This is a genomic window from Mesorhizobium huakuii, from assembly GCF_014189455.1.
In the GTDB taxonomy this organism is placed as follows: domain Bacteria; phylum Pseudomonadota; class Alphaproteobacteria; order Rhizobiales; family Rhizobiaceae; genus Mesorhizobium; species Mesorhizobium huakuii_A.
On sequence record NZ_CP050296.1, the window covers coordinates 2,185,701 to 2,210,494 of the forward strand.

At 63.4% G+C, this 24,794-nt stretch carries 21 protein-coding genes and 3 pseudogenes; 11 read left to right on the top strand and 13 right to left on the bottom strand.

Annotated elements, in window-relative coordinates; all coding sequences use genetic code 11:
* Nucleotides 1–102: 102 nt before the first annotated feature.
* Entirely contained in the window at nucleotides 103–540 is a 438-nt protein-coding gene (locus tag HB778_RS10665; protein WP_183463677.1) for a hypothetical protein, read from the bottom strand.
* A gap of 55 nt (nucleotides 541–595) precedes the next feature.
* Here HB778_RS10665 and HB778_RS10670 point away from each other — a divergent pair, with 55 nt between their 5' ends.
* The gene (locus HB778_RS10670; RefSeq protein ID WP_183463679.1) at nucleotides 596–766 is read left to right on the top strand and encodes a hypothetical protein; all 171 of its coding nucleotides are present in this window, start codon (nucleotides 596–598) and stop codon (nucleotides 764–766) included.
* Between the two features lie 67 nt (nucleotides 767–833).
* Here HB778_RS10670 and HB778_RS10675 read toward each other — a convergent pair whose 3' ends face one another.
* Nucleotides 834–1,535, bottom strand: coding sequence for a response regulator transcription factor (locus HB778_RS10675; RefSeq protein ID WP_183463681.1), 702 nt, complete (start codon nucleotides 1,533–1,535; stop codon nucleotides 834–836).
* Between the two features lie 45 nt (nucleotides 1,536–1,580).
* On the opposite strand from HB778_RS10675, the gene HB778_RS10680 reads away from it, so the two are divergent.
* Entirely contained in the window at nucleotides 1,581–2,354 is a 774-nt protein-coding gene (locus tag HB778_RS10680) for a response regulator (RefSeq protein ID WP_183465055.1), read from the top strand.
* Between the two features lie 84 nt (nucleotides 2,355–2,438).
* Nucleotides 2,439–4,525: pseudogene (locus HB778_RS10685) on the top strand (PAS domain S-box protein).
* Nucleotides 4,526–4,646: 121 nt separating this feature from the next.
* Here HB778_RS10685 and HB778_RS10690 read toward each other — a convergent pair.
* On the bottom strand, nucleotides 4,647–5,057 hold the full coding sequence (locus tag HB778_RS10690; protein WP_183463683.1) for a hypothetical protein: 411 nt from the start codon (nucleotides 5,055–5,057) through the stop codon (nucleotides 4,647–4,649).
* A gap of 497 nt (nucleotides 5,058–5,554) precedes the next feature.
* Here HB778_RS10690 and HB778_RS10695 point away from each other — a divergent pair, with 497 nt between their 5' ends.
* Entirely contained in the window at nucleotides 5,555–6,757 is a 1,203-nt protein-coding gene (locus HB778_RS10695) for an aromatic ring-hydroxylating oxygenase subunit alpha (RefSeq protein ID WP_183463685.1), read from the top strand.
* Nucleotides 6,758–7,071: 314 nt separating this feature from the next.
* On the opposite strand, the gene HB778_RS10700 is transcribed toward HB778_RS10695, so the two are convergent.
* Nucleotides 7,072–8,490 carry an aminotransferase gene (locus tag HB778_RS10700; protein ID WP_183463686.1) on the bottom strand — a complete coding sequence of 473 codons (1,419 nt, stop codon included), beginning with the start codon at nucleotides 8,488–8,490 and terminating at the stop codon, nucleotides 7,072–7,074.
* Nucleotides 8,491–8,745: 255 nt separating this feature from the next.
* Between HB778_RS10700 and HB778_RS10705 the strand changes: the two genes are divergently transcribed.
* The 3 genes from HB778_RS10705 to HB778_RS10715 are packed head-to-tail and all read left to right on the top strand — an operon-like array spanning nucleotide 8,746 to nucleotide 11,592.
* On the top strand, nucleotides 8,746–9,663 hold the full coding sequence (locus tag HB778_RS10705; RefSeq protein WP_095201332.1) for an ABC transporter permease: 918 nt from the start codon (nucleotides 8,746–8,748) through the stop codon (nucleotides 9,661–9,663).
* Nucleotides 9,660–10,481 carry an ABC transporter permease gene (locus tag HB778_RS10710; protein ID WP_183463688.1) on the top strand — a complete coding sequence of 274 codons (822 nt, stop codon included), beginning with the start codon at nucleotides 9,660–9,662 and terminating at the stop codon, nucleotides 10,479–10,481. Before HB778_RS10705 ends, HB778_RS10710 begins: the two co-directional genes overlap by 4 nt.
* A gap of 37 nt (nucleotides 10,482–10,518) precedes the next feature.
* A complete protein-coding gene (locus HB778_RS10715) occupies nucleotides 10,519–11,592 on the top strand; it encodes an ABC transporter ATP-binding protein (RefSeq protein ID WP_183465056.1) in 1,074 nt (357 codons plus the stop codon).
* Here HB778_RS10715 and HB778_RS10720 read toward each other — a convergent pair.
* The 5 genes and pseudogenes from HB778_RS10720 to HB778_RS10740 all read right to left on the bottom strand — a co-directional run bounded on the left by HB778_RS10720 (nucleotide 11,556) and on the right by HB778_RS10740 (nucleotide 16,662).
* On the bottom strand, nucleotides 11,556–12,866 hold the full coding sequence (locus HB778_RS10720; protein ID WP_183463690.1) for a flavin monoamine oxidase family protein: 1,311 nt from the start codon (nucleotides 12,864–12,866) through the stop codon (nucleotides 11,556–11,558). The genes HB778_RS10715 and HB778_RS10720 overlap by 37 nt on opposite strands.
* A complete protein-coding gene (locus HB778_RS10725) occupies nucleotides 12,863–13,939 on the bottom strand; it encodes an extracellular solute-binding protein (protein WP_183463692.1) in 1,077 nt (358 codons plus the stop codon). The genes HB778_RS10720 and HB778_RS10725 overlap by 4 nt, the downstream gene beginning before the upstream one ends.
* 109 nt (nucleotides 13,940–14,048) lie before the next feature.
* Nucleotides 14,049–15,132, bottom strand: a pseudogene (locus HB778_RS10730) (ABC transporter substrate-binding protein).
* A 48-nt stretch (nucleotides 15,133–15,180) separates the two neighbouring features.
* Nucleotides 15,181–15,867, bottom strand: coding sequence for a transcriptional regulator BetI (betI, locus tag HB778_RS10735; protein ID WP_183463694.1), 687 nt, complete (start codon nucleotides 15,865–15,867; stop codon nucleotides 15,181–15,183).
* A 6-nt stretch (nucleotides 15,868–15,873) separates the two neighbouring features.
* Nucleotides 15,874–16,662, bottom strand: coding sequence for a methyltransferase domain-containing protein (locus HB778_RS10740; protein WP_095201326.1), 789 nt, complete (start codon nucleotides 16,660–16,662; stop codon nucleotides 15,874–15,876).
* Between the two features lie 276 nt (nucleotides 16,663–16,938).
* Here HB778_RS10740 and HB778_RS10745 point away from each other — a divergent pair.
* From HB778_RS10745 to HB778_RS10760, 4 genes and pseudogenes are all read left to right on the top strand, one after another.
* Nucleotides 16,939–18,557: pseudogene (locus HB778_RS10745) on the top strand (phytoene desaturase family protein).
* Nucleotides 18,544–20,109 carry a phytoene desaturase family protein gene (locus tag HB778_RS10750; RefSeq protein WP_183463696.1) on the top strand — a complete coding sequence of 522 codons (1,566 nt, stop codon included), beginning with the start codon at nucleotides 18,544–18,546 and terminating at the stop codon, nucleotides 20,107–20,109. Before HB778_RS10745 ends, HB778_RS10750 begins: the two are co-directional and overlap by 14 nt.
* A gap of 3 nt (nucleotides 20,110–20,112) precedes the next feature.
* The gene (locus tag HB778_RS10755; protein ID WP_183463698.1) at nucleotides 20,113–21,372 is read left to right on the top strand and encodes an aminomethyltransferase family protein; all 1,260 of its coding nucleotides are present in this window, start codon (nucleotides 20,113–20,115) and stop codon (nucleotides 21,370–21,372) included.
* Between the two features lie 2 nt (nucleotides 21,373–21,374).
* Nucleotides 21,375–21,620: a hypothetical protein gene (locus HB778_RS10760; RefSeq protein ID WP_095201322.1), complete on the top strand. Its 246-nt coding sequence runs from the start codon at nucleotides 21,375–21,377 to the stop codon at nucleotides 21,618–21,620.
* Nucleotides 21,621–21,630: 10 nt separating this feature from the next.
* On the opposite strand, the gene HB778_RS10765 is transcribed toward HB778_RS10760, so the two are convergent.
* The 4 genes from HB778_RS10765 to HB778_RS10780 form a co-directional block, all read right to left on the bottom strand.
* Nucleotides 21,631–22,689: a dipeptidase gene (locus HB778_RS10765; protein ID WP_183463699.1), complete on the bottom strand. Its 1,059-nt coding sequence runs from the start codon at nucleotides 22,687–22,689 to the stop codon at nucleotides 21,631–21,633.
* A 144-nt stretch (nucleotides 22,690–22,833) separates the two neighbouring features.
* The gene (locus tag HB778_RS10770) at nucleotides 22,834–23,133 is read right to left on the bottom strand and encodes a GNAT family N-acetyltransferase (RefSeq protein ID WP_183463701.1); all 300 of its coding nucleotides are present in this window, start codon (nucleotides 23,131–23,133) and stop codon (nucleotides 22,834–22,836) included.
* Between the two features lie 2 nt (nucleotides 23,134–23,135).
* Complete coding sequence (locus tag HB778_RS10775) at nucleotides 23,136–23,756, bottom strand: alpha/beta hydrolase (protein WP_183463703.1); 621 nt, start codon at nucleotides 23,754–23,756, stop codon at nucleotides 23,136–23,138.
* 4 nt (nucleotides 23,757–23,760) lie between these two features.
* Complete coding sequence (locus HB778_RS10780; protein WP_183463705.1) at nucleotides 23,761–24,693, bottom strand: VOC family protein; 933 nt, start codon at nucleotides 24,691–24,693, stop codon at nucleotides 23,761–23,763.
* Nucleotides 24,694–24,794 lie beyond the last annotated feature (101 nt).

Genomic DNA, 24,794 nt, shown 5'->3' on the forward strand with positions numbered 1-24,794 from the left:
TTAACAAACCAAGCAGCCAGGGCGGGGGCGATCATCGCCCACAAACCGGAGAAAAGAAGCAGAACATAGGTATTCCCCACGAAATGAAAGTTCGAATTGCCTCTATATGAAAGATCCAGGGTCGATCTCGAAACCAATCGGCAACAAAGCGCAGCTTCGGGCGGCATGATCCGGATACGGGCCGGAACGAAAGTTGACGTAACGAAAGCAGACGGCAACGACCATGGGAACGAAATCGAACACGCGGTCCTGGCTCTTCAGGATCAGCATCGCGGCGGTGGCCATCGGCAGCGTCGGCACAGTTGCCGGCGGTCCCGTGGCAAGGCTGGCGGCGATGACCTCGAGCGAGATCTCTACCCTGCACGTCGCCCTGTTTTCCGCCTCGGTCTGGATTGTTTCCAGCCGGCGCATCGCCCGGCTCAAGGCCCTCTGGCGGGTTGGCCTTCGGTTGCTGGCATTGCGCGGCCCCTCCGGCAACTTGCTGCCGAGAGGACCGAAGGCCCGCGCCGCTGCGGGGGGCTCCGTGGGCGGCGCGGGCACTTCGGGAGTTTCCTGAAGCGACCCGCTTCAAATTTGATTTCTGGGAGTTGGAACGATGAAAACGAAATTCGCGGCCTCGGTGCTTTCCGCACTGCTTTATGCGCAGGGCCTGCTGGGCTTTGCCGCCCTTGCCACCGTGCTCCTCAAGGACCGCGCCGCCCACGCAAACGAACTCGTCATGAGCAGCGACATGCCATCGGGTCCGTCGTTGCTGGTGGTACGCTGAACTGCAGGAGCATCGGTGAATGGAAAATCCGATGCTCAGCCAGAAAGATAACCCGAGCGCACTGCCGTCAGTCGGAGAATTGCTGCGGCGGATCGAACCGGTAGCCGGCGCCACGTATGGTGGTGATGGTCTCGGTGTCGAGCTTGCGGCGCAGCCGCACGATGCGCGAATCGATCGAGCGATCGAAGGCGTCGGCATTTTCGGCCGGTGCGGCGGCGATGATGTCGTCACGCGTCAGCACCTTGCGGGGGCTCGCCAGGAACAGCCTGAGCAGCGCCACCTGACCGGGCGAGAGCTGTTCCTCCGTGCCAGAGCGGTGCATGACGATGGCCGATCTCAGATCGACGGTCGCGTTCTCCAGCACGATCAGTTCCTGGGTGCCCCTGCCGCGCCGCGAAAGCAGGCCGCCAACGCGGGCGGCGAGTTCCCTGACATTGAGCGGGCTTTCGACGACGTCGGCCGCACCCAGTTCCAGCGCCAGCACCTTGTCGAGGAGATCGGCCGGCCGGCAGATCAGGATGAAATCGGGCCCAGCCTCGCCGCCCTCGCCTTGGCCGCCATAACGCCTGAGCAGATCCCGCCCCTCCGCCTGGCTGAGACTGTCGCCGACGACGACGACGTCGATGCCTTTGCCCGCCAACAGCGATTCCGCCTCCCAGGGCTGCCGCGCCTGGCGCACGTCATGGCCTCGCCGCTCGAGATGGTCAGCGAGTTCGGTCGCCACCACTTCGGCGACGGAAACAAGCGCAATGACGGCTCGTGCTGCCATGTTTTCCAACCATTCCCTTGCAACCGGATATGAGTGCTGGACATGATGTTTATACCCAATCTACTTTCCACTGAAAGTGGCAGCGAGGGCATCGTGCGGGCAAGAATTGTTATCGTCGAGGACGAGCCCGACCTGAGGGACGCGGTTGCCGAATATCTCGGCGCCGCCGGTTATGATGTGGCGACCGCGGAAACCGCGGCCGCCGCGCGCAGCCTGATCGAGACACAAGCCTTCCATCTGGCCATTCTCGACATCGCCATGCCGGGCGAGGACGGGCTGTCGCTCGGCCGCTGGCTGCGCTCGAAAATGCCGATCGGCATCATCTACGCGACCGCCGCCGGTACCGCGCTCGACCGCATCGTCGGGCTGGAACTCGGCGCCGACGACTATATCGTCAAGCCATACGAACTGCGCGAAGTGCTGGCGAGGGTCCGCAGCGTGTTGCGCCGCGTTCCGCAGCCGACTGAGTTGCTCGACAGGAAAGCCAGGACGGACCGCCGTTCCGTTGCCTTCGGCCCGTTCCAGGCCGATCTTGACGGCAGGCTGGTCACTGGCGCCAACGGCGCGGTGATCGAAATGGCCAAGAGCGAGTTCGACGTGCTGGAGGTTTTCCTGACCCGCGCCAACCGGCTTTTGACGCGCGCCGCGATCTCGGAAGCGATCGGCTTCACCGAGGATCCGGAATCATCGCGTGCCGTCGACATCCGCATCATGCGCCTGAGAAAGAAGATCGAGGCGGACCCGGCCAACCCGAAATTCCTGCGCACGGTGCGTGGCGAAGGCTATATCTTCTCGCTGCCGACCGGCGACAGCAACTGAGCGCCAGACCCACAGGGTTCAGGTTCGCAGCCGTTGCTCGCCGATCGGATTAGGATTGGCATGACCTTGGAACAACGGCTGAAAATGACGGGCGAAGCGACAAGCACGGATATGCAGGGTTTCAGGCAGGGCGCGGCGATGGCGGCCGTGCGCGTCGTTCGCCGGCTGCGCGAAGCCGGCGACTGGCAACGCGAGATGGAAGGCATACTGGAAACCCTGTGTCGCGCCATGGAGTGCCAGCGCGGCATTCTGTTCCGCTTGCGCGAACTGCCCGGCCAGGGTTTTGCTCAGTCGGTTGCCGCCTACTGGATCGACCCCGACTTCGGCGGAGAGTTGGCGTCACCGACCGTCATCATGCAGTCGATCGTCAACTCCGATCCGCTGCTGGAGCGGGTGGCCGAGGACGAACGGCAGGGTAAGATCTTCGCCGGGCACACCCGCGACCTCGAAGGGTTCCTGAGAACCGATTTCGAAAAGCAGAACATCAAGTCGTTCCTGTCGGTGTCGGTCTTCGCGCACGGCCATCTGTGGGGCACGCTCGCCGTCAATGACTGCGTCGACGAGCGCGAGTGGACCGACGAGGAAGAGGCAACGCTGCACATCATCGCGCTCGCCATCGGCGACGCCATCGAACACTCGCCCTCCGACGCCCATGCCAGCGAAGTGATCCGGCGCACCATGCTGCAGGCCTCGCTCGACGCCATCATCGTCATCGACGAGGCCGGATCGATCATCGAATTCAATCCGGCCGCCGAAAAGATGTTCGGCTTCCAACGCAGCGACATCCTCGGCAAGGACCTGCTCGACACCGTTGTGCCGGAATACTACCGCAAGGGCTATTCCTCGGGCGCCGACTACATGTCGGGCGCGGCGCGCCGATGGTCGGCCAGCGGCTGGAGACCGTGACGCAGAACGCCGCCGGCGAGGTGTTTCCTATCGAGCTGACGGCGACCGAGATGCGGGTCGCCGACCGCCGCTTGATCTTCGGCTCGATCCGCGACCTGCGCGACAGGCTGCGTGCCGAGGAAGAGATCAACCGGCAGCGCGAGAAGCTGCACCAGAACGAGAAGATGGCGGCGATGGGCTCGCTGCTTGCGGGCGTTTCGCACGAGCTTAACAACCCCTTGGCGGTGGTGGTCGCGCAATCGACGCTGCTGCATGAATTCGCCACCGATCCGCAGACCAAGGTCCGTGCCGAGAAGGTGCGTGCCGCCGCCGAGCGCTGCGGCCGCATCGTCAAGAGCTTCCTGTCGATGGTCCGGCTTCATCCGGCCGCGCAAGCCGAGACCGATCTAAACCAGGTGATCCGCGCCGCGCTCGAGGTGACTGCCTATGGCGCACGCTCGAGCGGCATCATCATCGACACCGATTTCGCGCCGGGTCCATTGCTGGCCATGGCCGACGCCGACCACGTGACGCAAGTGGCTGCCAATTTCCTCATCAACAGCCAGCACGCACTGGCCGGCATTGCCGGCGACCGGCTGATCAAGGTGCGGACCTTCCTCAGCGATCGCGGCAATCCCGGCTTCTCGGTCGAGGACAACGGACCCGGCATTCCCGAAGCGATCCGCAACCGCATCTTCGAATCCTATTTCACCACCAAGCCGGTCGGTGTCGGTACCGGCATCGGCCTGTCGATCTCGAAATCAATCATCGAACGGCACAATGGCAATGTCTGGTTCGAAGAAGTGCAGCCCAGGGGCGCGCGTTTCGTTGTCCAGTTGCCGGCCATTTCGGCGGGGAACGCCGCGGCCGGCGAAACCCAGCCGCGCTCGAGCGGCCTGCGTCATGCCCTGATCATCGACGACGAGCCTGACGTTGCGGGCTCCTTGTCCGACATTCTTGAGTTGATGGGCATCAAGTCGCGGATCGCGCCGGTCTGGGAATCGGGCTCCGCCACCTTGAGCGGCCACATGCCGCCGGACATCGTTTTTTCGGACCTGCGCATGCCCGGCACATCAGGCATGGCCATCTACCGCGAACTGCTTGCCGAGAGGCCTGAGTTGGCACGGCGTTTCGTATTGGTTACCGGCGACCTGATCGGCGCCAAGGCCGAAATCGAGGCCTTGCCGGCGCAGCAGCGGCCGCAGATCCTGGAAAAACCGTTCAGCACGCTGGATGTGCGCAGCGTGCTTTCAACCATTGCCGAGCAAGCGGCATCGAAGGGATAAAAAAGGGCTCCCGGCCGACATGCGGGCGGGAGCCGAAGGGAGCGCTGGAGGAGCGCTCGGGGGAGGTCAGAGCAGGAGCCCGAAGAGGGAACCGGTTTTCGGGATCATGCTTCGACAAAAATCAGAAAATGTTGGGCGTGTTGGTCAGCGGCGCGGCATTGGCGATCATGCGGATCGCACGGGCCTTGTGCGTGCCGGACTGCTGGGCGATGGCGCGCAGGCAATCGACGCTCTCGGCACCCCAGGCCTGGCCCTTGCAAGCGAAGTCGAGCGCCGGCATCGGCAGGCGAGCGGTCTTGATTGTCGTCGGCGCCCCGTCAACGACGTTGGCCGGCGGGTTCAACGAAGCGAAGGCCGGCCCGACCGTCGGCGTAAACGCCATGCCGATGACGGCGCAAGCAGCCAGCGCCATGAACATGGCCATGGGGTGATCGCTGGCGCGTTGGCGTAGGGCCAGTTTCGGGCGGCGGTCAGCGCGCTCCGGAGCCTGAAGGCGGTGCTCGCTGCTGATGGTCTCGACTTTCGCATGCATTGTCTTCCCCTTCGCTGCGTTTCTTTTTGATGATGAAACGAACTTAATCGCACTTTGTAACAGCACAAAATTGGGGCGGAACTGGCAATGTAACCAGATTGAAACGGAGCTATCGGGCAAAACCGGGCAGAATCGGTCACTCCGGCTCAAATTTCGCCGGGGCAAGCGAATCTCGGGCCGACCCCGCCAGGCGGTCCCGGCTCAAACGTCTGCCGAACAGCCAATTTGATTGAGTGCCACGAACCCTTTTTTACCTCCAGCGAGGCGTCTTGTTCCTCAGCCCGCACGCTTCGTGAAATCGCGCTTGAATGGCGTTTCGGAACCAGGGCTAACACCCGGATTCTCTGCGATTTTCCTGGCCGGCAGCTGTATCGAATTCAGCCGTGGGCGATTCAAGGAACCTGCCTTGGAATCCTTCGCATTTTCACAAGCCATTGCATTTCAATGCAAAATATGATTTTATTGAATGATTATTCAACAAAAAGAAGAGACGTTTTATGAACCCGCACCTCCGTGACGTGGCGATCCCCAACGATTGGGACCGGCGGGGACTACCGGGCTGGAGTTACCATTCCGATGCCCTTCTCGAGCTCGAGAAGGAACATGTCTTCCGCAATCACTGGCAGATCGTCGGACATGTCAGCGACATCCCGAACGCCGGCGACTATCTGACCATGGACGTGGTCGGCGAGCGCGCTTTGATCGTTCGCGGCAAGGACGGCGTCGTGCGCGGCTTCAACAATATGTGCCGCCACCGCGGCAGCCGTGTCGTCGCCGACAGCCAGGGCAATTGCAAGAACGCGCTGGTATGCCCGTTCCATGGCTGGGTCTACAATCTGGACGGCACGCTGCGCGGCGCCGCGCGCCCGCGCTCCTTCCCTGATCTCGACAAGACCGAGTTCGGCCTGATGCAGCTCGACCTCGAAATCTGGATGGGTTTTATCTTCATCCGCTTCCGCAATGGCGGACCGCAGCCTTCCGTCGCTGAGCTGATGAAGCCGATCGAGCCCGAATTCGCGCATTACAAGGCCGCCGACATGGTGCCGTCCTGGGGCATCTGGAGCCAGAAGACCCCGGTCAACTGGAAGTCGGTGCGCGATGTCGACAATGAGGGCTATCACGTCGCCATGGCGCATCCTGCCCTGCAGGATCTCTATGGCGCGACCTATTTCGACGAGCCTTTCATCAACGGCGTGTCGCGGTCCTTCGCCACCTACAACCCGCATGCCGGCCGCCGCTGGAGCGTCAAGAACTACGTCAAGATCGCGCCCGAGCCGACGCATCTGCCAGACTATCTGAAGAAGGCCTGGGTCTATTACGGCATCTTCCCCAATGCGGTCATTTCGGTGATGCCGGAATCCGTGCAGTTCTATCAGGAGTTTCCGCTGTCGACGGGTGAAACCCTGCTGCGCGGCGCCATCTACCGCTACCGCGACGAAAGCCGCGAGCAGGCCGCCGCCCGATACCTTTCCTTCCGCATCGACCGCGACACCATGTCGGAAGATGTCCAACTGTCGGTGTGGTCGAACGAATCCATGCTCTCCGAAGCCTTCGAGGGTTTTTACCTCTCCGACCTCGAATACGGCGTGCGCACCCACCACGACCATCTGCGCAAGATGCTGCCGGTGCTCGGCCTGGAAACCGCGCCCGAGGAGAAGGATATGTGGAATTTGAACGACGCGCTCAGGTCAAGGGGGTAGCTTCCTTCTCCCCGTTTCACGGGGAGGTGAGGAGCGGTCCGCACAGCGGATGAAAAGCCAACTGCTTGGCTTTTCGAGCGACGAACGCCCGAAGGGCGGATGAGGGGCGGCGCCAGCGCCTCGCGATTGGCTTGCCCTCAAGCTCAGAAAGCTATCTTCGACTGAAATCTTGTAAGCCGGCGCTGCGACGGCCGGTGAGGTCATCGCCTCAGACGGATGAAGTCCTCGTGCACGGCCAACCGCCAATGTCGGCGCCGCTCCTCATCCGCCCGTTGGGCACCTTCTCCCCGTTCCACGGGGAGAAGGAAGAGTTGTCACCCCCGCCACACACCTTCTTTCCTGAGATCATCCATGGTCCGCGAAATGCCCTCGCGCAGAATCGCGACCATGTCGTCGATCTGTTCGCGGGTGATGATCAGCGGCGGCGACATCACGCACATGTTGATCAGCGGCCGCACCAAGAGCCCGAGTTCATGGCAATGGGCATCGATGCGTTTGCCGACATCCTTGTCGAGCTGCAGCGGGTCCTTGCTTTCGCGGTCGGCAACGCATTCGACGCAGCCCATCAGCCCGGCGCCGCGCACCTCGCCGACCAGCGGCAGTTCTTCCAGCGTCTTCAGCTGCGCCTGGAAATAGGGCGCGACCGCCCGCGTATGGGCAAGCACGCCTTCTTCCAGCAGGTCGAGGTTTTTCAGCGCCACGGCGCAGCCGACGGGATGGCTGGTGTAGGTCAGGCCATGGCCGAACATCGCGTCGGGATGGTTCGAGCGGCGCAGTTCCTGCAGCAGCCGCTCCGAGATGATGACGCCGCCGAGCGGGAAGTAGCCCGAGGTGACGCCCTTGGCGAAGGTGATCATGTCGGGATCGATGCCGAACACATCGCCCGAGGCGAAGACATGGCCAAGCCGGCCGAAGCCCGTCACCACCTCGTCGGAGACATAGAGGATGTCGTTGTCGCGGCAGATCTCGCGGATGCGCTTGAGGTAGCCGTCCGGCGGGATGACCACGCCGCCCGATGCCTGCACCGGCTCGCCAACGAAAACACCGATCTTGTCGGCGCCGACACGGGCGACCGTGTCGCGGAACTGGTCGACCAGGAAATCCGTGAAGGCGGCAAGGCTCATGCCGTGCGGACGGCGGAACGGATCGGGCGAGGACAGTTTGATCACCAGCTCGTCGGCGCCGTCCATCCAGTCACGGTCGCGCGGGCGGCCGTTGAGCGAGGCCGACAGATAGGTCGAGCCGTGATAGGCGCCGCCGCGCGACAGGATCAGCTTCTTCTCAGGCCGGCCGCGCACATTGTTGTAGAACTGCATGAAGCGCAGCGCCGTCTCGACGGCCGAAGAGCCGCCGGTGGTGTAGAAGACATGGCTGAGATCGCCCGGCGCATGGCCGGCGATGCGCATGGCAAGTTCCGCCGACGGCGCGTTCATCGTGTACCAGGGCGTGTTGTAGGACAGCGCCATCGCCTGGTCGTACATCACCCTGGCCAGTTCCTCGCGGCGGTGGCCGACATTGACGCACCACATGCCGGCAGGCCCGTCGATCAGCCGCTTGCCGGTATTGTCGGTGATGTAGATGCCATCGCCCTCGCCGATCAGCGCGCGTGCTTCGGTACCTACCGAACCGGCATAAGGCCAGGGCTGGATGAGATGGCGCTTGCCCAGTTCGACGGCGTCGTCATCCCCGGACGCCGCCATTTCGCTCGCCTTCAGATCTCTCACCGCAGCCATCATCGTCTCCACATCTCTATCAATTTTTTTCGAACTCCAAATTCAGCGTCAAAGCCCGGAAATAGTGGCTTTCTTCACCTGATGTTGAATGTTCGTTCAATCAATATCTCAGAAATAGCGCTTGATTTCAATCCACGGATGCGCGCATGATGAAAGAAAGCCGGCAAGGGGAACAATAGTCGGCGTCAGCACAATGGGATGCCGCATGGCGGAAAAGTCCAAGCCCGCAACCGAGATCACCCCCGGGGCCCTGCAATGACGGCGGCGGCGGAAGGGTCGCCCCCGTTGCGCATGACGCGGGCCAGACGAAATGCCCTTCTGCAATCAGAGCCCGTGCAGGGCTTTGCCCTGATCAGTCCGACCTTTCTCTATGCACTGATCCTGCTGGTCCTGCCGATCCTGGTGGTCATCGCCCACTCCTTCTGGACGCAGCACTATCTGACCATCGACCGCACCTTCACGCTGGAGAACTACCGCGTCGCGTTGACCGAGCCGATCTACCGCGATCTGTTGTGGCGCTCGCTCTATATCTCGCTGACGGTCAGCCTGTTCACCGTCATCCTCGCCTACCCGATCGCCTATTACATTTCCTTCCATGGCGGCCGTCACAAGAGCCTGTGGCTGTTCCTCATCACCATCCCGTTCTGGACCAGCTATCTCCTGCGCGTGATGTCGTGGAAGGTCATCCTCGGCTATAACGGCGTGCTCAATTCCGGCCTGATGGGGCTCGGGATCATCGACGAGCCGTCGACCGCCCTGCTCTACAATTCGAGCGCCGTCATCATCACCCTTACCCACGCCTGGGCGGCCTTCGCCATCCTGCCGATCTTCGTCTCGCTGGAAAAGGTCGACCGCACGTTGGTCGAAGCGGCCACCGATCTCGGCGATGGACCCTTGCGCTCATTCCTGCGCGTGACCTTGCCGTTGTCGGCGCCGGGCGTCATCTCGGCGGCGCTGATCGTCATGATCCCGACCGTCGGCGACTATGTCACGCCGAAGCTGGTCGGCGGCAAGGACGGCGTCATGATCGCCAACGCTATCCAGGCGCAGTTCGGCAAGGCGGCCAACTGGCCACTGGGGGCCGCACTTTCCGTCACCACCATGCTGATCGTCACGCTGATGGCCGGCGCCACGGTGTTGATCATCCGCGCCTTGCAGAGGCTGGCACGATGAGGGCGCGGCGTTTCCTGTCGGGCGGCTGGCTGTCCGTCTATGCTTTCCTCTATATCGTCTTCCTCTATCTGCCCGTGATCTTCCTGCCGATCTTCTCGGTCAACATTGCCCCGACACCGAAGTTTCCGCTCACCGGCTTCACCCTGCAATGGTATGCGGACCTGCCGCACACGCCGGCCCTGCTCGACGCCGCCTGGAACAGCCTGAAAGTCGGTGTCTGTGCGTCAGTTCTCGCCACGGTGCTCGGCATCCTCGCCGCCCGTTCGATCACCCGCTACCGCTACCCCGGCCGCCGCACCATCAACGGCCTGATCATGGCGCCGCTGGTGCTGCCCGAGGTGATCGTCGCCATCTCGATGCTGCTGGTGATGCTGCAGCTTGGCTTGAGCCTGTCGCTGTTCACCGTCGTGCTCGGCCATGTCCTGATCTGCATTCCCTATTCGATGACGGTGCTGACCTCCGGCTTCGAGGGTTTTGATCGCAGCCTGGAGGAAGCCTCCGCCGACCTCGGCGAAAGCGCCTTCGGCACCTTCCGCCGTGTCACGCTGCCGATGGTGGCACCGGCCATCATCTCCAGCCTGCTCGTCTGCTTCACCATTTCGCTCGACGAGTTCATCATCGCCTTCTTCCTGACCGGCACCGAAGCGACGCTGCCGATCTACATCTGGGGCCAGTTGCGCTTCGCCTCGAAACTGCCCGGCGTGCTGGCGCTGGGCACGCTGCTTCTGGTTGCCTCCTTCCTGTTGATGACCGTCGCCGAAATCCTGCGTCGCCGCGCGGCCAGACGCACCCAGAACGAGGGAGGCCTCTATGCCTGAACAGCCGCAGATCGAGCGCGCCCAATCCGATCGGCCCATGATCGAGATCCGCAACGTCACCCGCAGCTATGGATCGTTCAAGGCGCTGGACGACGCGTCCCTGACCATAAGGGAGGGCGAATTCTTCTCGCTGCTCGGCCCGTCCGGCTGCGGCAAGACCACACTGCTTCGCATGATCGCCGGCTTCGACAACCCGACCAGCGGTTCGATCGCGGTCGGCGGCCAGTCGATGGAAGGCATCCCGGCCAATCGCCGGCCGACCAACATGGTGTTCCAGAGCTATGCGATCTTCCCGCATCTCAATGTCGAGCAGAACGTCGCCTATGGGTTGAAGCGGCTGAAATTGCAGGGCGGCGAGGAGAAGCGCCGCGTCGAGGAGGCGCTGGCGCAGGTCTCGCTGACAGGTCTCGGCAAGCGGCTCGCCACCGAGCTTTCCGGCGGCCAGCGCCAGCGTGTCGCGCTCGCCCGCGCGCTTGTCATGCGCCCCAAAGTGCTGCTGCTCGACGAACCGCTGTCGGCGCTCGACAAGAAATTGCGTGAGCAGATGCAGGTTGAACTGCGCCGCCTGCAGCAGGCGGTCGGCATCACCTTCGTGCTGGTCACCCACGACCAGTACGAGGCGCTCGCCATGTCTGACCGCATCGCGGTGATGTTCGGCGGTAAAATCGCGCAAGTCGCCTCGCCCAAGGAAATCTATCAGCGCCCGGTCAACCGTCAGGTCGCCGACTTCCTCGGCGGCATGAACTTCGTCAAGGCCGAGATCGTCGAGGAGAACGGCACCTCGCTGATCGTCGACACGCTCGGCTTCGGCCGCGTCAAGACCGACAAGCCGAAGGCCTTCGTGCGCAATGGCGCCGCCGCTACGCTCGGCATAAGGCCCGAGCGCCTGCGCGTGCTATGGGACAACGCCACCGCAAAATTCGAGGTCGCCGGCAAGGTGGTCGAACGCCATTATTTCGGCGAGATCACCCACCTGATCGTCGAGATACCAGGGCTGGAAAAGCCGCTGTCGGTGACCGAGACCAACGATTTCGGCGCCGACGACATTCCGGTCGGCACCCCGATCCGCCTTGCCTACGATCCCGAGGCGCTGGTGGCGATGGGCGACTGAAGCTGCAGCACGATCTTGCGCGCGGCGATGCGCCCCGCAACGATCGCACCCTCGACATAGCCCGGAAATGACGGCGACAGTTCCGAAGCGGCGAAATGAACCGACGGCGCACCCGCAAGAATCGTTCGCTCGGCATCCTTTGCCGTCGCGTCGACGATGAGGTCGCTGTAAGCGCCGCCGCTCCAGCGATCCTCTATCCAGTCGCGTGAGCTGAAATCGATGGCATCGCCGGCATCAGGCCCGAGGGCTGCCTGCAATCGGCTGGTCACTTCCGCACGCAGCGCCGCCGCATCGAGCGCACGCCAGCGCAGCGCCAGTGGTCCGCCGATGAAGACGACGAGCGCGGCATGCTTCGCGTCCTTGCTGGCGTCGCAGGCAAACAGACCCGGCAGGTCGCGCCACATCACCATGCCGCTCAAACCCTGCTCGCGCCAGAATGGCCGGGGATAGCGCACCAGCACCTTGATCACCGCGCCGCTTTCCCAGACCCCAAGCGCCCTCGCGAGCCTCGCCGGCAAGGCAGGCGCGAAATCGAGCTTCACGGCCGTCGCCGGCGGGAGGGCGACCAGCACCTGGCGCGCTTCGATCACGCTATTGCCAGTGACGACACGAACGCCTTGCGGTCCATGCTCGACGCGCATGACCGCTTCGCCAAGCCGCACTAGGTCGCCGAGATCGCCAGCCAGATCCTCGGCCAGCGACTGCATCGTCTCGCGCAGGGAATACTGCAGCTCCGGCACTTCGTTGGTGATGCGCCGGTCATTGTCGATCAGGTGCCAGAGCGGCACCTTGTCCATCGCCAGGCACCACAGGCCTTCGATCATCGACCGGAAAGCCCTCTTGGCGTCGATGGGATCATGCTGGCGTTCGAGCCAGGCGGCGACGCTCATGCCTTCTATCGACGGGTCGTCCGGCTCGATGCCGTTCATGCGTTCGCGGATCGCCATCGCGCCGTGATAGGTCTGCTTGGCGTCCCTGGCCGGCATCGACGGATGGGTGATGAAATCACCCTCGACATAGGTTTCGACGAAGGTCTTGCCGCGCGCCTTCGCCAGCGCCATCACTTCCGGCATGTCCTGGCACAGGAACTGGCCGCCGCTGTCGATGCGCTCGCCAAGTCCGTTGTGTCTGGCTTCGACCCGCCCGCCGACGCGGTCGCGTGCTTCGAGCAGCAGGAAGCCGACGCCGGCCTGCTTCATCTCAAGCGCCGCCGACAGGCCGGTGAAGCCGGCGCCGACGATGACGACGTCGGTTCTTTCCAGTTCGCTCGTCAATAGCCGGCCTTGATCTTCTCGAACTCGTCGACCATGCGCTTCTTCAGCTCGGGCGCGACCGGCTGCTGGAACAGCGTCTTGTCGAGGAATTTGTCAATGTCGTCGAAACCGCGTTCGGCCAGCACCTTGTGGTCGATCGCGGCCATGCCGGCACTGTTGCCATGGCCGTAGCCGAACGTCGTGACCATGTATTTCGAAATGTCAGGCGCATTGACCGCGCTCAGGAAATCATAGGCCTGGTCGAGCTTGCCCGGCGCGTCCTTCATCAGCACGTAGCCGCACACCCAGGTCGACATGCCTTCCTTAGTGTCGCGGTTCATCGCGACGGGAACGCCTTGCCCGCTCATCGCGATCAGCGTCTGGCCCCAGCCCCAGGCAAGGTCGACCTCGTTGCCGGAAAAGGCCTGGTCGATGTCGCTCGAGTCGGTCCAGTAGAGACGCACGTTCTTGTGCACCTGGCGCAGGAAATCCGACGCCTCCTTGAACTGCGCGTCGGTCATCTTGGTCCAGTCCTTCAGGCCGATGACCAGGCTCGCCAGCGCGTAGGCATCGTCGACATTGTCGCCGATGGTGACGCGGCCCTTGAATTTCGGATCGGCAAGGATCCGCAGCGACTTCGCCTCATCGGCCGTCACATTGTCGGTGCGGTAGAGCAATGCCGTGTTGCCCCAGTCGAACGGCATGAACCAGGCCTTGCCGTCGGCGGTGGTGGCGAGGTTCTTCATCGCCATGATGCCCGGATTGAGATCCTTCCAGCCGGCAATCCGGGAGGTGTCGAGCGGCTGCAGCAGGCCCGCGTCGCGCCATTTCGCCACGCTTTGCGAACAGGGATGCGCAATATCGGTCTTGAAGCCAGCCCGCATCTTCTCGAAGGCCTCATCCTCGTCGCCGAAGAAGGCAAAGGTCGGCTCGGCGCCGTGTTTGGCGGTGTAGGCGGGATGCAGCAGCGGATCCTCGTAACCGGACCAGTCGAACACCACGAGATCGCCGCCACCTTCCGCCCAGGCATAGACCGCGCCACCACCGATCATGCAGGCGGCGGTAAGCGCCAGGCGGCGTAGCATTGGCGTCATGGTGAGAGTCCCCCATCGCGAAAAAGCTGCCGCGAGGTTAGGAGAAATCATCCGCTTTGGCGAGGCCCGTCCGCCCGCCATACCGGCAACGGACGGGCAGTCGTGCCAATCAATACCCGGCTTTGATCTTCTCGAATTCCGCGATCATCTTCAGCTTGAGGTCGGACGGCAGCGGCGACTGGAACAGCGTCTTGTCGACGAACTTCTGCACGTCGTCATAGCCTTTTTCCCTGAGGATCACCTGGTCGACGCCGGCCATGCCCTTGGCATTGGCCTGGCCATAGCCCCAGTCCTTGACCAGTACTTTGGCGGTCTCCGGATCGTTGACGGCGTTCAGATAGTCATAGGCCTTGTCGATGTTGCCGGGCGCATCCTTGAACAGCACATAGCCGCAGACCCAGGTCGAGATGCCTTCGTTGGTATCCTTTACGGATTTGATCGGCACGCCGGCGGCGACCGACTGCACCGTCGCATCGTTCCAGGCCCAGGCGAGGTCGACCTCGCCACCGCTCAACAGCTGCACGATGTCGGTGGTGTCGGTCCAGTAGGAGCGGACGTTCTTGTGCACCTGGCGCAGGAAGTCGGATGCCTGCTTGAACTGGTCGTCTGTCATCTTGGTCCAGTCCCTCAGGCCGATGGCCAGGCTCGCCAGCGCATAGGCATCGTCGACATTGTCGCCGATCGACACCCGGCCCTTGAACTTCGGATCGGCGAACGCCTTCAGCGACTGCACGTCCTTGGCGTCGATCTTGGAGGAGTTGTAGGTGAGCTGGGTGTTGCCCCAGTCCCACGGCATGAACCACGCCTTGCCGTCATCGGTCGTGGCGAGATTTTTCATTGCCATGATGCCAGGATTGAGGTCTTTCCAGCCCGTGATTTTCGAGGTGTCGAGCGGCTGCAAGAGGCCTGCTTCGCGCCACTTCGTCACGCTCTGCGAGCAGGGATGGCCAAGATCGGCCTTGAAGCCGGAGCGCACCTTCTCGAACGCCTCGTCCTCGTCACCGAAGAAGGCGAAGGTCGGCGAATCGCCGTTCTTCTCGACATATTTCGGATGGAAGCTGGGGGGCTTCATAGCCGGACCAGTCGAACACGATCAGGTCCTTGTCGGCGGCGACGGCGAACGCTGCCGCCGAAGCCGCAAGCGCGCCGCCCAGCGCCAATGTCAATGTCAGGCGTCGGCTAAGGTTCTTCATGCTGTTCCATCCTCTTTTGGTCTTGCCGGTCTTGGCGGCCGGCTGTTGCTAACCGTAATGCTTCGGGAAGGCGGCGGCCAAAAAAGCGTTGGCCGCCTGCAGGGCTGTTTCTCGCGTCGTGTCCTCAGTGCCCATCATCAGCCGCAGCCACAGCCCCTCCAGCATGGCCGACAGCGCCAACGCCATCACCTGCGGCTCATAGGCATACGAGCCGCTCTGCTTGAGCGTCGTGCAGAGATCGATGAAGACCTGCTGGTAATAATTATCGCGCGAACTGCTCAGCGCCTGATAGGTCGGCCGCGACTTGGCCTCGCCCCAAAAGGCCAGCCAGGCGGCGAGCTTGCGCTTGTTGCAGATCGAGCGATCGAAGTCGGCCCACACCAGTTGCTGCAGCTGCCGCGCCGGATCGTCACCTGCCTTCTGCAGGGCGGCGCGCCAATGCGCCGAATACTCGTCATACATGTGCTGCAACGTCGCGATCAGCAGCTTTTCCTTGCTCTCGAAGTGGAAATTGACGATGCCACGCGACAGGCCCGCGCCATCGGCGACATCGGCCATCGTCGTCTCGGCGTAGCCGCGCTTGGCCAGTGAATCGATCGTCGCCTCGATCAGCTGCAGCTGACGGACTTCCTTCGAAGCCTTGCGGCCGCGCTTTTCGGCATCGCCCTTTTGCGCCGTTTCGGCGGGAATGTCCCTGGCTTCGGAAGTCTTCATGGATGTGACGGTCTCCAGCATCGCCGGCTATCCAACCGGCTTCCAACCGCGCAGATGAGTGGGACGGTGCTCGCCACTGTCAAGCACCTTCTGCATGGCCTCCCAGGTTCGGATGTTCTTGTCGACATAGGCGGCGCCGACCACGGCGGCGGCTTGGCGGTAGAGCGATCCCTTGAGCCGCGCGAGCTCCCCGCGCGCCACCTCCCGGTACCACGGATTGCGGTCGCGCACGGTGACGTCGGCAAAGCCCGCCTTGCGCATCGCCTGCGCATAGCGCGCCGGCGAGGCCATGGCGAAGGACAGCCCTTCCGCCGCGATATAGGCCTTCATCTCGGGTGAGGGTTCGCCATCATGCCCAATCATCCAGTTGGAAGCGGCAAAGACGCCGCCCGGTTTCAGCACGCGGAAGATCTCGGCGAACAGGCTGTCCTTGTCAGGCACATGCAGCAGCGCGTCCTTGGAAAAAACGGTATCGAAGGAGCGATCGGCGAAAGGCAGTGGTCCGGGTGGCGCCTGGACGAAGTCAGCGCGGTCCGAGAGCCCGCGCTCGGCGGCTCGCCGTCTGGCCGCCTCGATCACCGGCTGCTCGACATCGAAGCCGGTGGCATGAGCGGCGCCATGGCGCTCGACCAGATGCAAGGTGATGCCGCCGGCCCCGCAGCCGATATCGAGGACCGTCTTGCCCCTCAGCGAAAGCCCTTCGACCACCCGGTCGACCTCTTCAGGTCCGCCCGGCGACAGGTAGCCCTCGCCCCACAGCGCCTCGAGGAAGCGGATGGCGGTGTCGTCATACTCGGCATCTGCCGTTTCGATCATCAGCCCTCGATCCCCAATCGACGAATGCTCAGCTCGAATGCCGGCAAAGCCTATCGCATGCCTGGGAAAACGCAACATCATTTGTTGAACATTCATTCAGAATAGCTGGACAGAATGGCCGATACCGTGCCAAATTCCGCTCATTCGGGAACAGATCACGCAAAATGAACAGCGGGTCGCACAGAGCAATTCCAGGAAAAGTGTGAGCGGCTTTCCCGGGAAACCGCACAGAGCTTTCCCTTGGGAATTGCGAAGAAACAAAGAGACTGGGCCACAATGAAAGCTTGGGACGCGATCATCATCGGCGGCGGACACAACGGCCTGGTCAACGCCTGCTACCTGCAACGCGCCGGGCTCGATGTGCTGGTGGTGGAGAAGAACGGCTGGGTCGGGGGTGCTGCCACCAGCCGCGAGCTGACGCCGGGTTTCCTCTATTCCAACTGCTCCTATGTCTGCTCGCTGTTCCGCCCGGAAATCATGCGCGACCTCGAACTGCCGCGCTTCGGCCTGCAGGTCATTTCCTACGAAGGCGGCGCGGTGTTCACTCGCGACGGCGACTATCTCGCCAACTACCGCGACCATGACGCGCACCGGCGCGAATTCGCGCGCTTCTCCAGGCGCGACGCCGAAGCCTATGACCGCTACGCCCGCGACGTGACACGGCAGTGCCGCTTCATCCAGCCGCTTTTGATGCGCACCGCGCCCGACCCGACCAGCCTCAAGCCGCGCGACCTCGGCGAGTTGCTCTATCTCGGCAAAAGTTCGCAGGCCTGTCGGCGGAAGAAATGGCACTGACGCTGCGCTTCTGGACCATGTCGATCTCGGAGTTCCTCGACGAGTATTTCGAGACCGATGTCATCAAGGCAAACTTCGCTTTGTCCGGCATCATCGGCACCGCGCTCGGGCCGATGTCGCCCGGCACGGCTTACGTGCTGCTGCACCACTATATGGGTGAGGTCGACGGCTCGGTCGGTGCCTGGGGCTATGCGCGCGGCGGCATGGGCGCGGTCACCAAGGCGCTCGCAGCGTCGTTCAAGGCCTCGGGCGGCACGATCCGCACCGGCGCCGAGGTCGACCATGTGCTGGTGAGCCGCGGCAAGGCCAAGGGCGTGGTGCTGGCTGGCGGCGAGGAGATCTATGGCAAGCTCGTCGTCTCCAATGCCGACGTGAAGCGCACCTTCCTGAAGCTGGTCGAGGAGAAGGAACTGCCCGACATCTTTCTGCGCCGGGTGAGAAACTTCAAGATCCGCGGCTCCTCCGGCAAGGTCAACATCGCACTCGATTCGCTGCCGGAATTCCCGGCGCTGCCGAAGGATTCGCCTGTCTATCGCGGCGACATGCATTTCACCGATTCGATGGAGCGCATGGAGCGCGCCTATGACGACTGGAAGGCCGGGCGCTGGTCGGCCGACCCCTTCCTCGACATGGTGATCCCGACGACGCTCGACCCGACCATGGCGCCGCCGGGCAAGCACTTCATGAGCTGCTTCGTGCAATACGCGCCGCCCAAGGTGAACGGCCGAGAATGGACCGATGCCGACCGCAACGGCTTCGCCGAAAGCGTGATTGCGCAAATCGCCGAATACTCACCCGGCTTCCGCGACCGCATCGTCCACATGGAAGTGCGCACGCCGCGTGAGATCGAGGCCGAGGTCGGGCTCACCGAAGGCAACATTTTTCAGGGCGAACTGACCTTCGACCAGCTTCTGTTCAACCGGCCTGTGCCGGGCTACGCGCAATACCGCTCGCCGGTGGGTGGCCTTTATATGTGCGGCTCCTCGACCCATCCCGGCGGCGGTGTCATGGGCGCGCCCGGCCGCAATGCCGCCGCCGAAATCCTGCGCGATCTCGCCAAATCCACCTCGCATATGAGCCCAGCCCATGACGTCATTTGATGCAATCGTCATCGGCGGCGGCCACAACGGCCTCGTCGCCGCCGCCACGCTGGCCAAAGCCGGCCACAAGGTGCTGGTGCTGGAAGCGGGCAGCGAAGTCGGCGGTGCCGCACGCACCGAGGAATTCGCCCCCGGCTTCCGCATCTCCTCGATCGCTCATCTTCTGAACCGCCTGCATCCCGATGTGGTGAAGACGTTGGAGTTGGAGAAGCATGGGCTGCAATTTGCCCGCACGGACTTCCTGCCGTCTGTGGCGCTGTCAAAAGACGGCCCGGCGCTGATGCTGCATGGCGCCTATGGCGAGGTGCTGACCGGCGCCAGTTCCTCCGAGCAGTCGGCCTGGAAGGAACTGCGTGCGCAGCTGCTTCGCTATGCCGGCATCCTGAAACCGTTCCTCTCCCGACGCGCCCCCGATCTTGCCGGCATGTCGCTGCTTGAGACCGCTGTCCTCGGCCAGACTGCGCTGGCGCTGAAGAAGCTCGGCAAGGAGGATATGCGTGACTTCCTGCGCGTGCTCTTGATGAACGTCGCCGACCTGCTCGACGAACAGCTCAGGGATGACAGGCTGAAAGGCCTGCTCGCCTTCGACGCGACGCTCGGCAGCCATCTCGGCCCGCGCTCGCCGACCTCGTTGCTCGGTCTCTACTATCGCCTGGCCGGCGAGACGGGCGGAGCGGCCGGTGCACAGGTCGTGCCGCAAGGCGGCATGGGCGCCGTCGTCGCCGCCATTCGCGCCGCGGCGGAGAAGGCCGATGTCACCATCCGCACCTCGGTTACCGCAGCAAAAATCATCGTCGAGAAAGGCCGCGCCGTCGGCGTCGCGCTCGACACGGGTGAGGAGTTGCGCGCCAGGACCATTGTCTCCGCCATCAATCCGGCGACCACTTTCCTCGAGCTTGTCGGCCCGCGCGAGATCGACACCGGTTTCGTGCGCAAGGTGAAAAACATCCGCATGAAGGGCGATACCGCCAAGCTGCATCTGGCGCTCGACCGGCCGCCACAGTTCACCGGTGCCGATGCCGCCGCTCACAAGGGCCGGCTGGTCATTGCGCCCTCGCCCGATCATGTCGAGCGCGCTTTCAACCCATGCAAATATGGCGAATTCTCACCCGAGCCGGTGATGGAGATCACCCTGCCCAGTCTTGCCGATCCATCGCTGGCGCCTGACGGCGCCTGTGTGCTCTCGGCGGTGGTGCAATACGCGCCCTACGCCTTGAAGGAAGGCTGGGCTGCCGGCAAGCCGAAATTCCTCAAGGTTGTCATGGCGCAGCTCGAGGCTCATGCGCCTGGCATCGGCAAGAGCGTCCTCCATGCCGAGCTGCTGACACCGGCCGATATCGAGGCGCGCTATCGCATGCCCGGCGGCCACTGGCACCATGGCGAGCTACAGGCCGACCAAATGCTGATCTCGCGCCCCGTCTCCGGCTGGTCGGGCTACGACACGCCGCTCGAAGGACTGTTCCTGGCCGGCGCCGGCTCGCATCCCGGCGGCGGTGTCTCCGGTGCACCAGGGCTCAATGCCGCGCGACGCATCATTGCGATGAAGGGATAGATCATGGCCCAGGCAACCAGGAAAAAGCCCGCTGCAAAGACGGCCGACGCGACCGTTTCCGCCCGCATCGCCGCGCAAGGTCATTTCCGCACGCTGCGCCTCGGCACGCCGTTCCAGCCGCGCCTCGATGCGCTGGCCAAAACCCAGGACTGGTACAATTGGGCCGGCTATCGTGCGCCGCATTCGCTGTGGGACGAGGAGCTCGAATATTTCGCCATCCGCAGCCAGGCGGCGCTGCTCGACATCTCGCCGATGATCAAATACCGGATCGAGGGGCCGGACGCCGAAGCCTTCCTCGACCGCGTCACCTTGCGCGACGTCACCAAACTCAAACCCGGCCGCGTCCACTACACCGCATGGTGTGATGACGAGGGTTTTGTCCTCGACGACGGCACGCTGTTCCGCCTCTCGCCGACCCGCTTCCGCCTCTGTTCGCAAGAGCGTCATCTGCCGTGGCTGCTCGACAGTGCTATTGGATTCAACGTCACCGTCGAAGAAGAAACCGAGGCCGTCGCCGGGCTCGCGCTGCAAGGTCCAACCTCCTTCGCCGTGCTGCGCGATGCCGGCTTCGCTGGTGTCGAGAAGCTCAGGGTTTTCGACCTTGCGGATTTCTCGCACGACGGCGCAACCGTCACCATCTCGCGCACCGGCTTCACCGGCGATCTCGGCTACGAACTGTTCGTGCCGGCCGACAAGGCGCTGAGCCTGTGGGACCGGTTGATGACAGCGGGCGAGCTACGCGGCATCCGCGCCATCGGCTATACCGCACTCAATCGTGCCCGGCTCGAGGCCGGGCTGATCGTCGCCAATGCCGACTTCACCACCGCCGAGCATGCCATCCGCGCCGACCGCTTGCGCAGGCCCGATGAGATCGGTCTCGGCTTCATGATCGATCCGGAGAAAGCCCATTTCAACGGCCGCAGCGCCATCCTCGAAGCGCGCGCCAAACGCAAGCTGCGCCATGTGCTGGTCGGGCTGGAGATCGAAGGCAACATCCCGGCCGAACACGCCATCGTCTATCACAAGAAGCATCAGGAGGTCGGCCTGGTCAGTGCCGCCATGTGGTCGCCGATGGCCAAGCGCAACATCGCCATCGCCTCGCTGGCGCGGCCCTATGGTGATACTGTCGTGGAAGACCTCTGGGTCGAGATCTACGCCATGCGCGAGCTGCAGTATCAGAAGCTGATGAAGCGGGCCAAGGTGATGCCACGGCCCTTCATCAAGCTCGATCGCCGCACCGCCAATCCGCCGGCGGATTTCTGACCATGGCCGACGAAGCGGAGCTGGAAGCGGCCGAGCAGTGGCAGCTGGTCAACACGCCGCTCGGCGAAAAATGGTCCGGCCGCACGCGCTATGCCGCCGCCATGTTCTTCTACAAGCGCGACGAGATGAGTGCCGAGACACTCGAAGTCTACCGCATCTGCGCGCGGCTGGACTCAGAGAACCCGCTGCCGATCATCCGCGACCGCGGCATCGGCAAGGACTGGCTGAAAAGGATGGGTTTCGAGTAGCGCCTGCGCGCTATCCAATGGTTCTTTCGAGCATGCTCAACCAGTTGCGGTAAGCGATCTTCTCGATCAGCGCCCGGCCGAAACCACGCGCGGCCAACGCATCGATCAGCTTCGGCAGGCCGGCGACGTCGCCGATGACGGCCGGGATCATGGCGCCGTCGAAATCGGAGCCGAGGCCGACGCCGTCCTCACCCAGCGCCTGCAGCAGGGAATCGACATGACGCACCATGATGTCGAGGCTGGTGTCGGCATTCATGCGGCCGTCCTCGCGCAGGAAGCCGGTCGCGAAGTTCAGCCCGACCATGCCGCCGGACTCGCGGATGGCGCCGAGCTGCCAGTCGGTGAGATTGCGCGAATGGGTGCAGAGCGCATGCACGTTGGAGTGGGTGGCGACCAGTGGTGCATCACTAAGCGCAACCACGTCGCGAAAACCTTTCTCGTTGAGGTGCGAGAGGTCGATCATGATCTTCAGCTGATTGCAGGCCTTGACCAGCGCCTTGCCGGCATCGGTCAGCCCCGGGCCGGTGTCCGGCGAGGACGGAAAGCGGAACGGCACGCCGTTGCCGAAGGCGTTCGGCCGGCTCCAGACGATACCGAGCGAACGCAGGCCGGCGGCATGCAGCACGTCGAGCATGGTCAGTTCGGGATCGATCGCCTCGACGCCCTCGATGTGGAAAACCGCGGCGATCGTGCCTTTGGCCATGGCGTTGTGTATGTCGCCGGCAGTGCGGCAGACGGCCAGAGCCCCGGCCCGTTCCAGCCGGAACAGGATCGAGGCCATCGCGATCGTCGAGTTCAGCGCATCGGCGCGCGGCACCTCCGGCGGCAGCGGCTCGCTGTCGCTCGGTGCCGAGGGTACGGCGCTGCGCCTGGCCTTCTCGACCGGCGGCGGAAAGATCGCGAACATGCCGCCGGCAAAGCCGCCCGCCTTGGCGCGCGGCAGGTCGATATGGCCGCCCGACTTGCCTTCGACGAACAGCTTTTCGACGTCCGTGTCCTTCGACTGATACAGCCTGAGCAGCGTATCGTTGTGGCCGTCGAAGACGGGGACGAGGTCGGTTTCGGTCATAGGGGGATCATTCAGTTCGTTTGTCGGCACGGCGAGATATCATATCTAGGCAAGATATCCGGTCGCGGCAAATGACAAAGCCAGCCGGCAGCGGGGACTACCCCTTTATCCCCCCGCTGCAGCCTATCGATGACGTGCCTGCACCTACTGCTTCAGCACGTCAGCCCATTCCGCGTGGCGGCGGAACTGGGCGTTGGCGAACGGGCAAAGCGGGATGATCTTCTTGCCCGCCGCGCGCGCATCCTCGACAGCGCGGGTGACGAGCCGAAGCCCGGCGCCCTGGCCGCGAAACGCGTCCGGCACTTCGGTGTGGTCGATGATGATCTGGTGTTCGCCGATCTTGGTGAAGGTCATCTCGGCCTCGGCGCCGCCGGGGCCACGCAGCACATAGCGCCCTTTGGAGCCGCGGGCTTCCAGTTCGATTTCGGGCAGTTGGTCGGGCATGTCTAAACTCCTTGAGCGACGCCGGCAAAGAGCCGCCGGGCCGCTTCGATTTCATTTGGCCGCACCTCGTGCCCGCCTTCGTGCCACTCCACTGTGACATCGGCGCCATCGGCACGCAAATAGGCCTCGAGCCGCGTCGTCAGGTTCGGCGGGCAGATCGGATCGCGCTTGCCGGCGGTCAGCAACATGTGGCGGCCGGCGAGGCTGCCCTTGACCTGCGGTTCGAACGGGATCAGCGGATGCATCAGCACCGTGGCGTCGAACAGCCCGGGCTCGGCGAACACCACCGAGGCCAGTATGTTGGCACCGTTGGAATAGCCGAGGCCAAGCACCGCCGAGGGCTTCGCCGCTTCGACATGCGCCTTGACGAAGGCCACCATCTTGTCCGTTGCCCGCGCCAGATCGTCCATGTCGTAGACACCCTCGCCGGTGCGACGAAAGAAGCGCGCCGCACCGTATTCGGACACATCGCCGCGTGGCGAGATGATGGTGGCCTGGGGCACGAGATCGCGCCCTGGCGACAGAAGCTGGCTCTCGTCACCGCCGGTGCCGTGGAAGACGAAAAGCAAGGGACCGCCCGGCGAACCGGGCAGCACCTTGTGGATGTAAGCGTCCTTGCTCATGGTCTTAGCCTTCCAGCTTCTGCAGGTGCTGTTCGAGATAGGGCCGCAAATGCTGGTGCTGCGTCGGCAGCTTCAGCGCTTCGCCCAGATGCGCGGTGTCCTCATCCCTGTCGAACCCCGGCTCATTGGTGGCGACTTCGAACAGCACGCCGCCCGGCGTGCGGAAATAGATCGCCCAGAAATAGTCGCGGTCGATCACCGGCGTCACCCCATAGCCTGTGTCCATCAACGCCTTGCGCACTTCGAGCTGCTTGGCGCGGTTCTCGACGGCGAAGGCGACGTGGTGGACCGAGCCGGCACCGAGATCGGCGAAGGCTGCGGTCGGCAGCGATTCGATGTCGACGACATCGGCACCACTGCCGTTCTTCATGGCAAGCCGTCTGACATTGCCCGATTTGTCGACTTCCTCGTAGCCCATGAATTTCAACAGCTCCTCGGTGGCGCCGCCATCCTTCAGCCTGAGCGAAACCGAGTGAAAGCCGCGGATCGCCTCGTCAGTCGGGATGCCGCCTTTGGCCCATGGCGTTCTGCTATCGGCCTTGTCCTCGACAAGCGCGAAACCGTCGCCGTCAGGACCGGCAAATCTGAGCCGCTTCTCACCGAAACTCTCCTCGCGGGAAACACCGCTCACACCTTCGTCGGCGAAGCGCTTTTCCCAATAGGCGAGCGTGCCTTCCGGCACCGAGTAGACCGTGGTGCCGACTTCGCCGACGCCGTGACGGCCCTTGCCGATGTTGGGAAACGGAAAATAGGTCATAACCGAACCCGGCGTGCCAGCCTCGTCGCCATAATAGAGGTGGTAGACGTCGGGCGCGTCGAAATTGACTGTCTTTTTGACCCGGCGCAGGCCGAGCTTGTGGGTGAAGAAATCATTGTTCTGGCGCGCATCCCTGGCCATCGAGGTGACGTGATGCAGGCCCTTGATCTGGTCGAGCATTGTCTTGCTCCTTCCCTTGGTGTTTGTGCGGCCCTCGCCGCTGTCCACGCCAATATGAGGACACCCATGCTTGCGGCAAAGGCGGCAAACACAGAATGGAC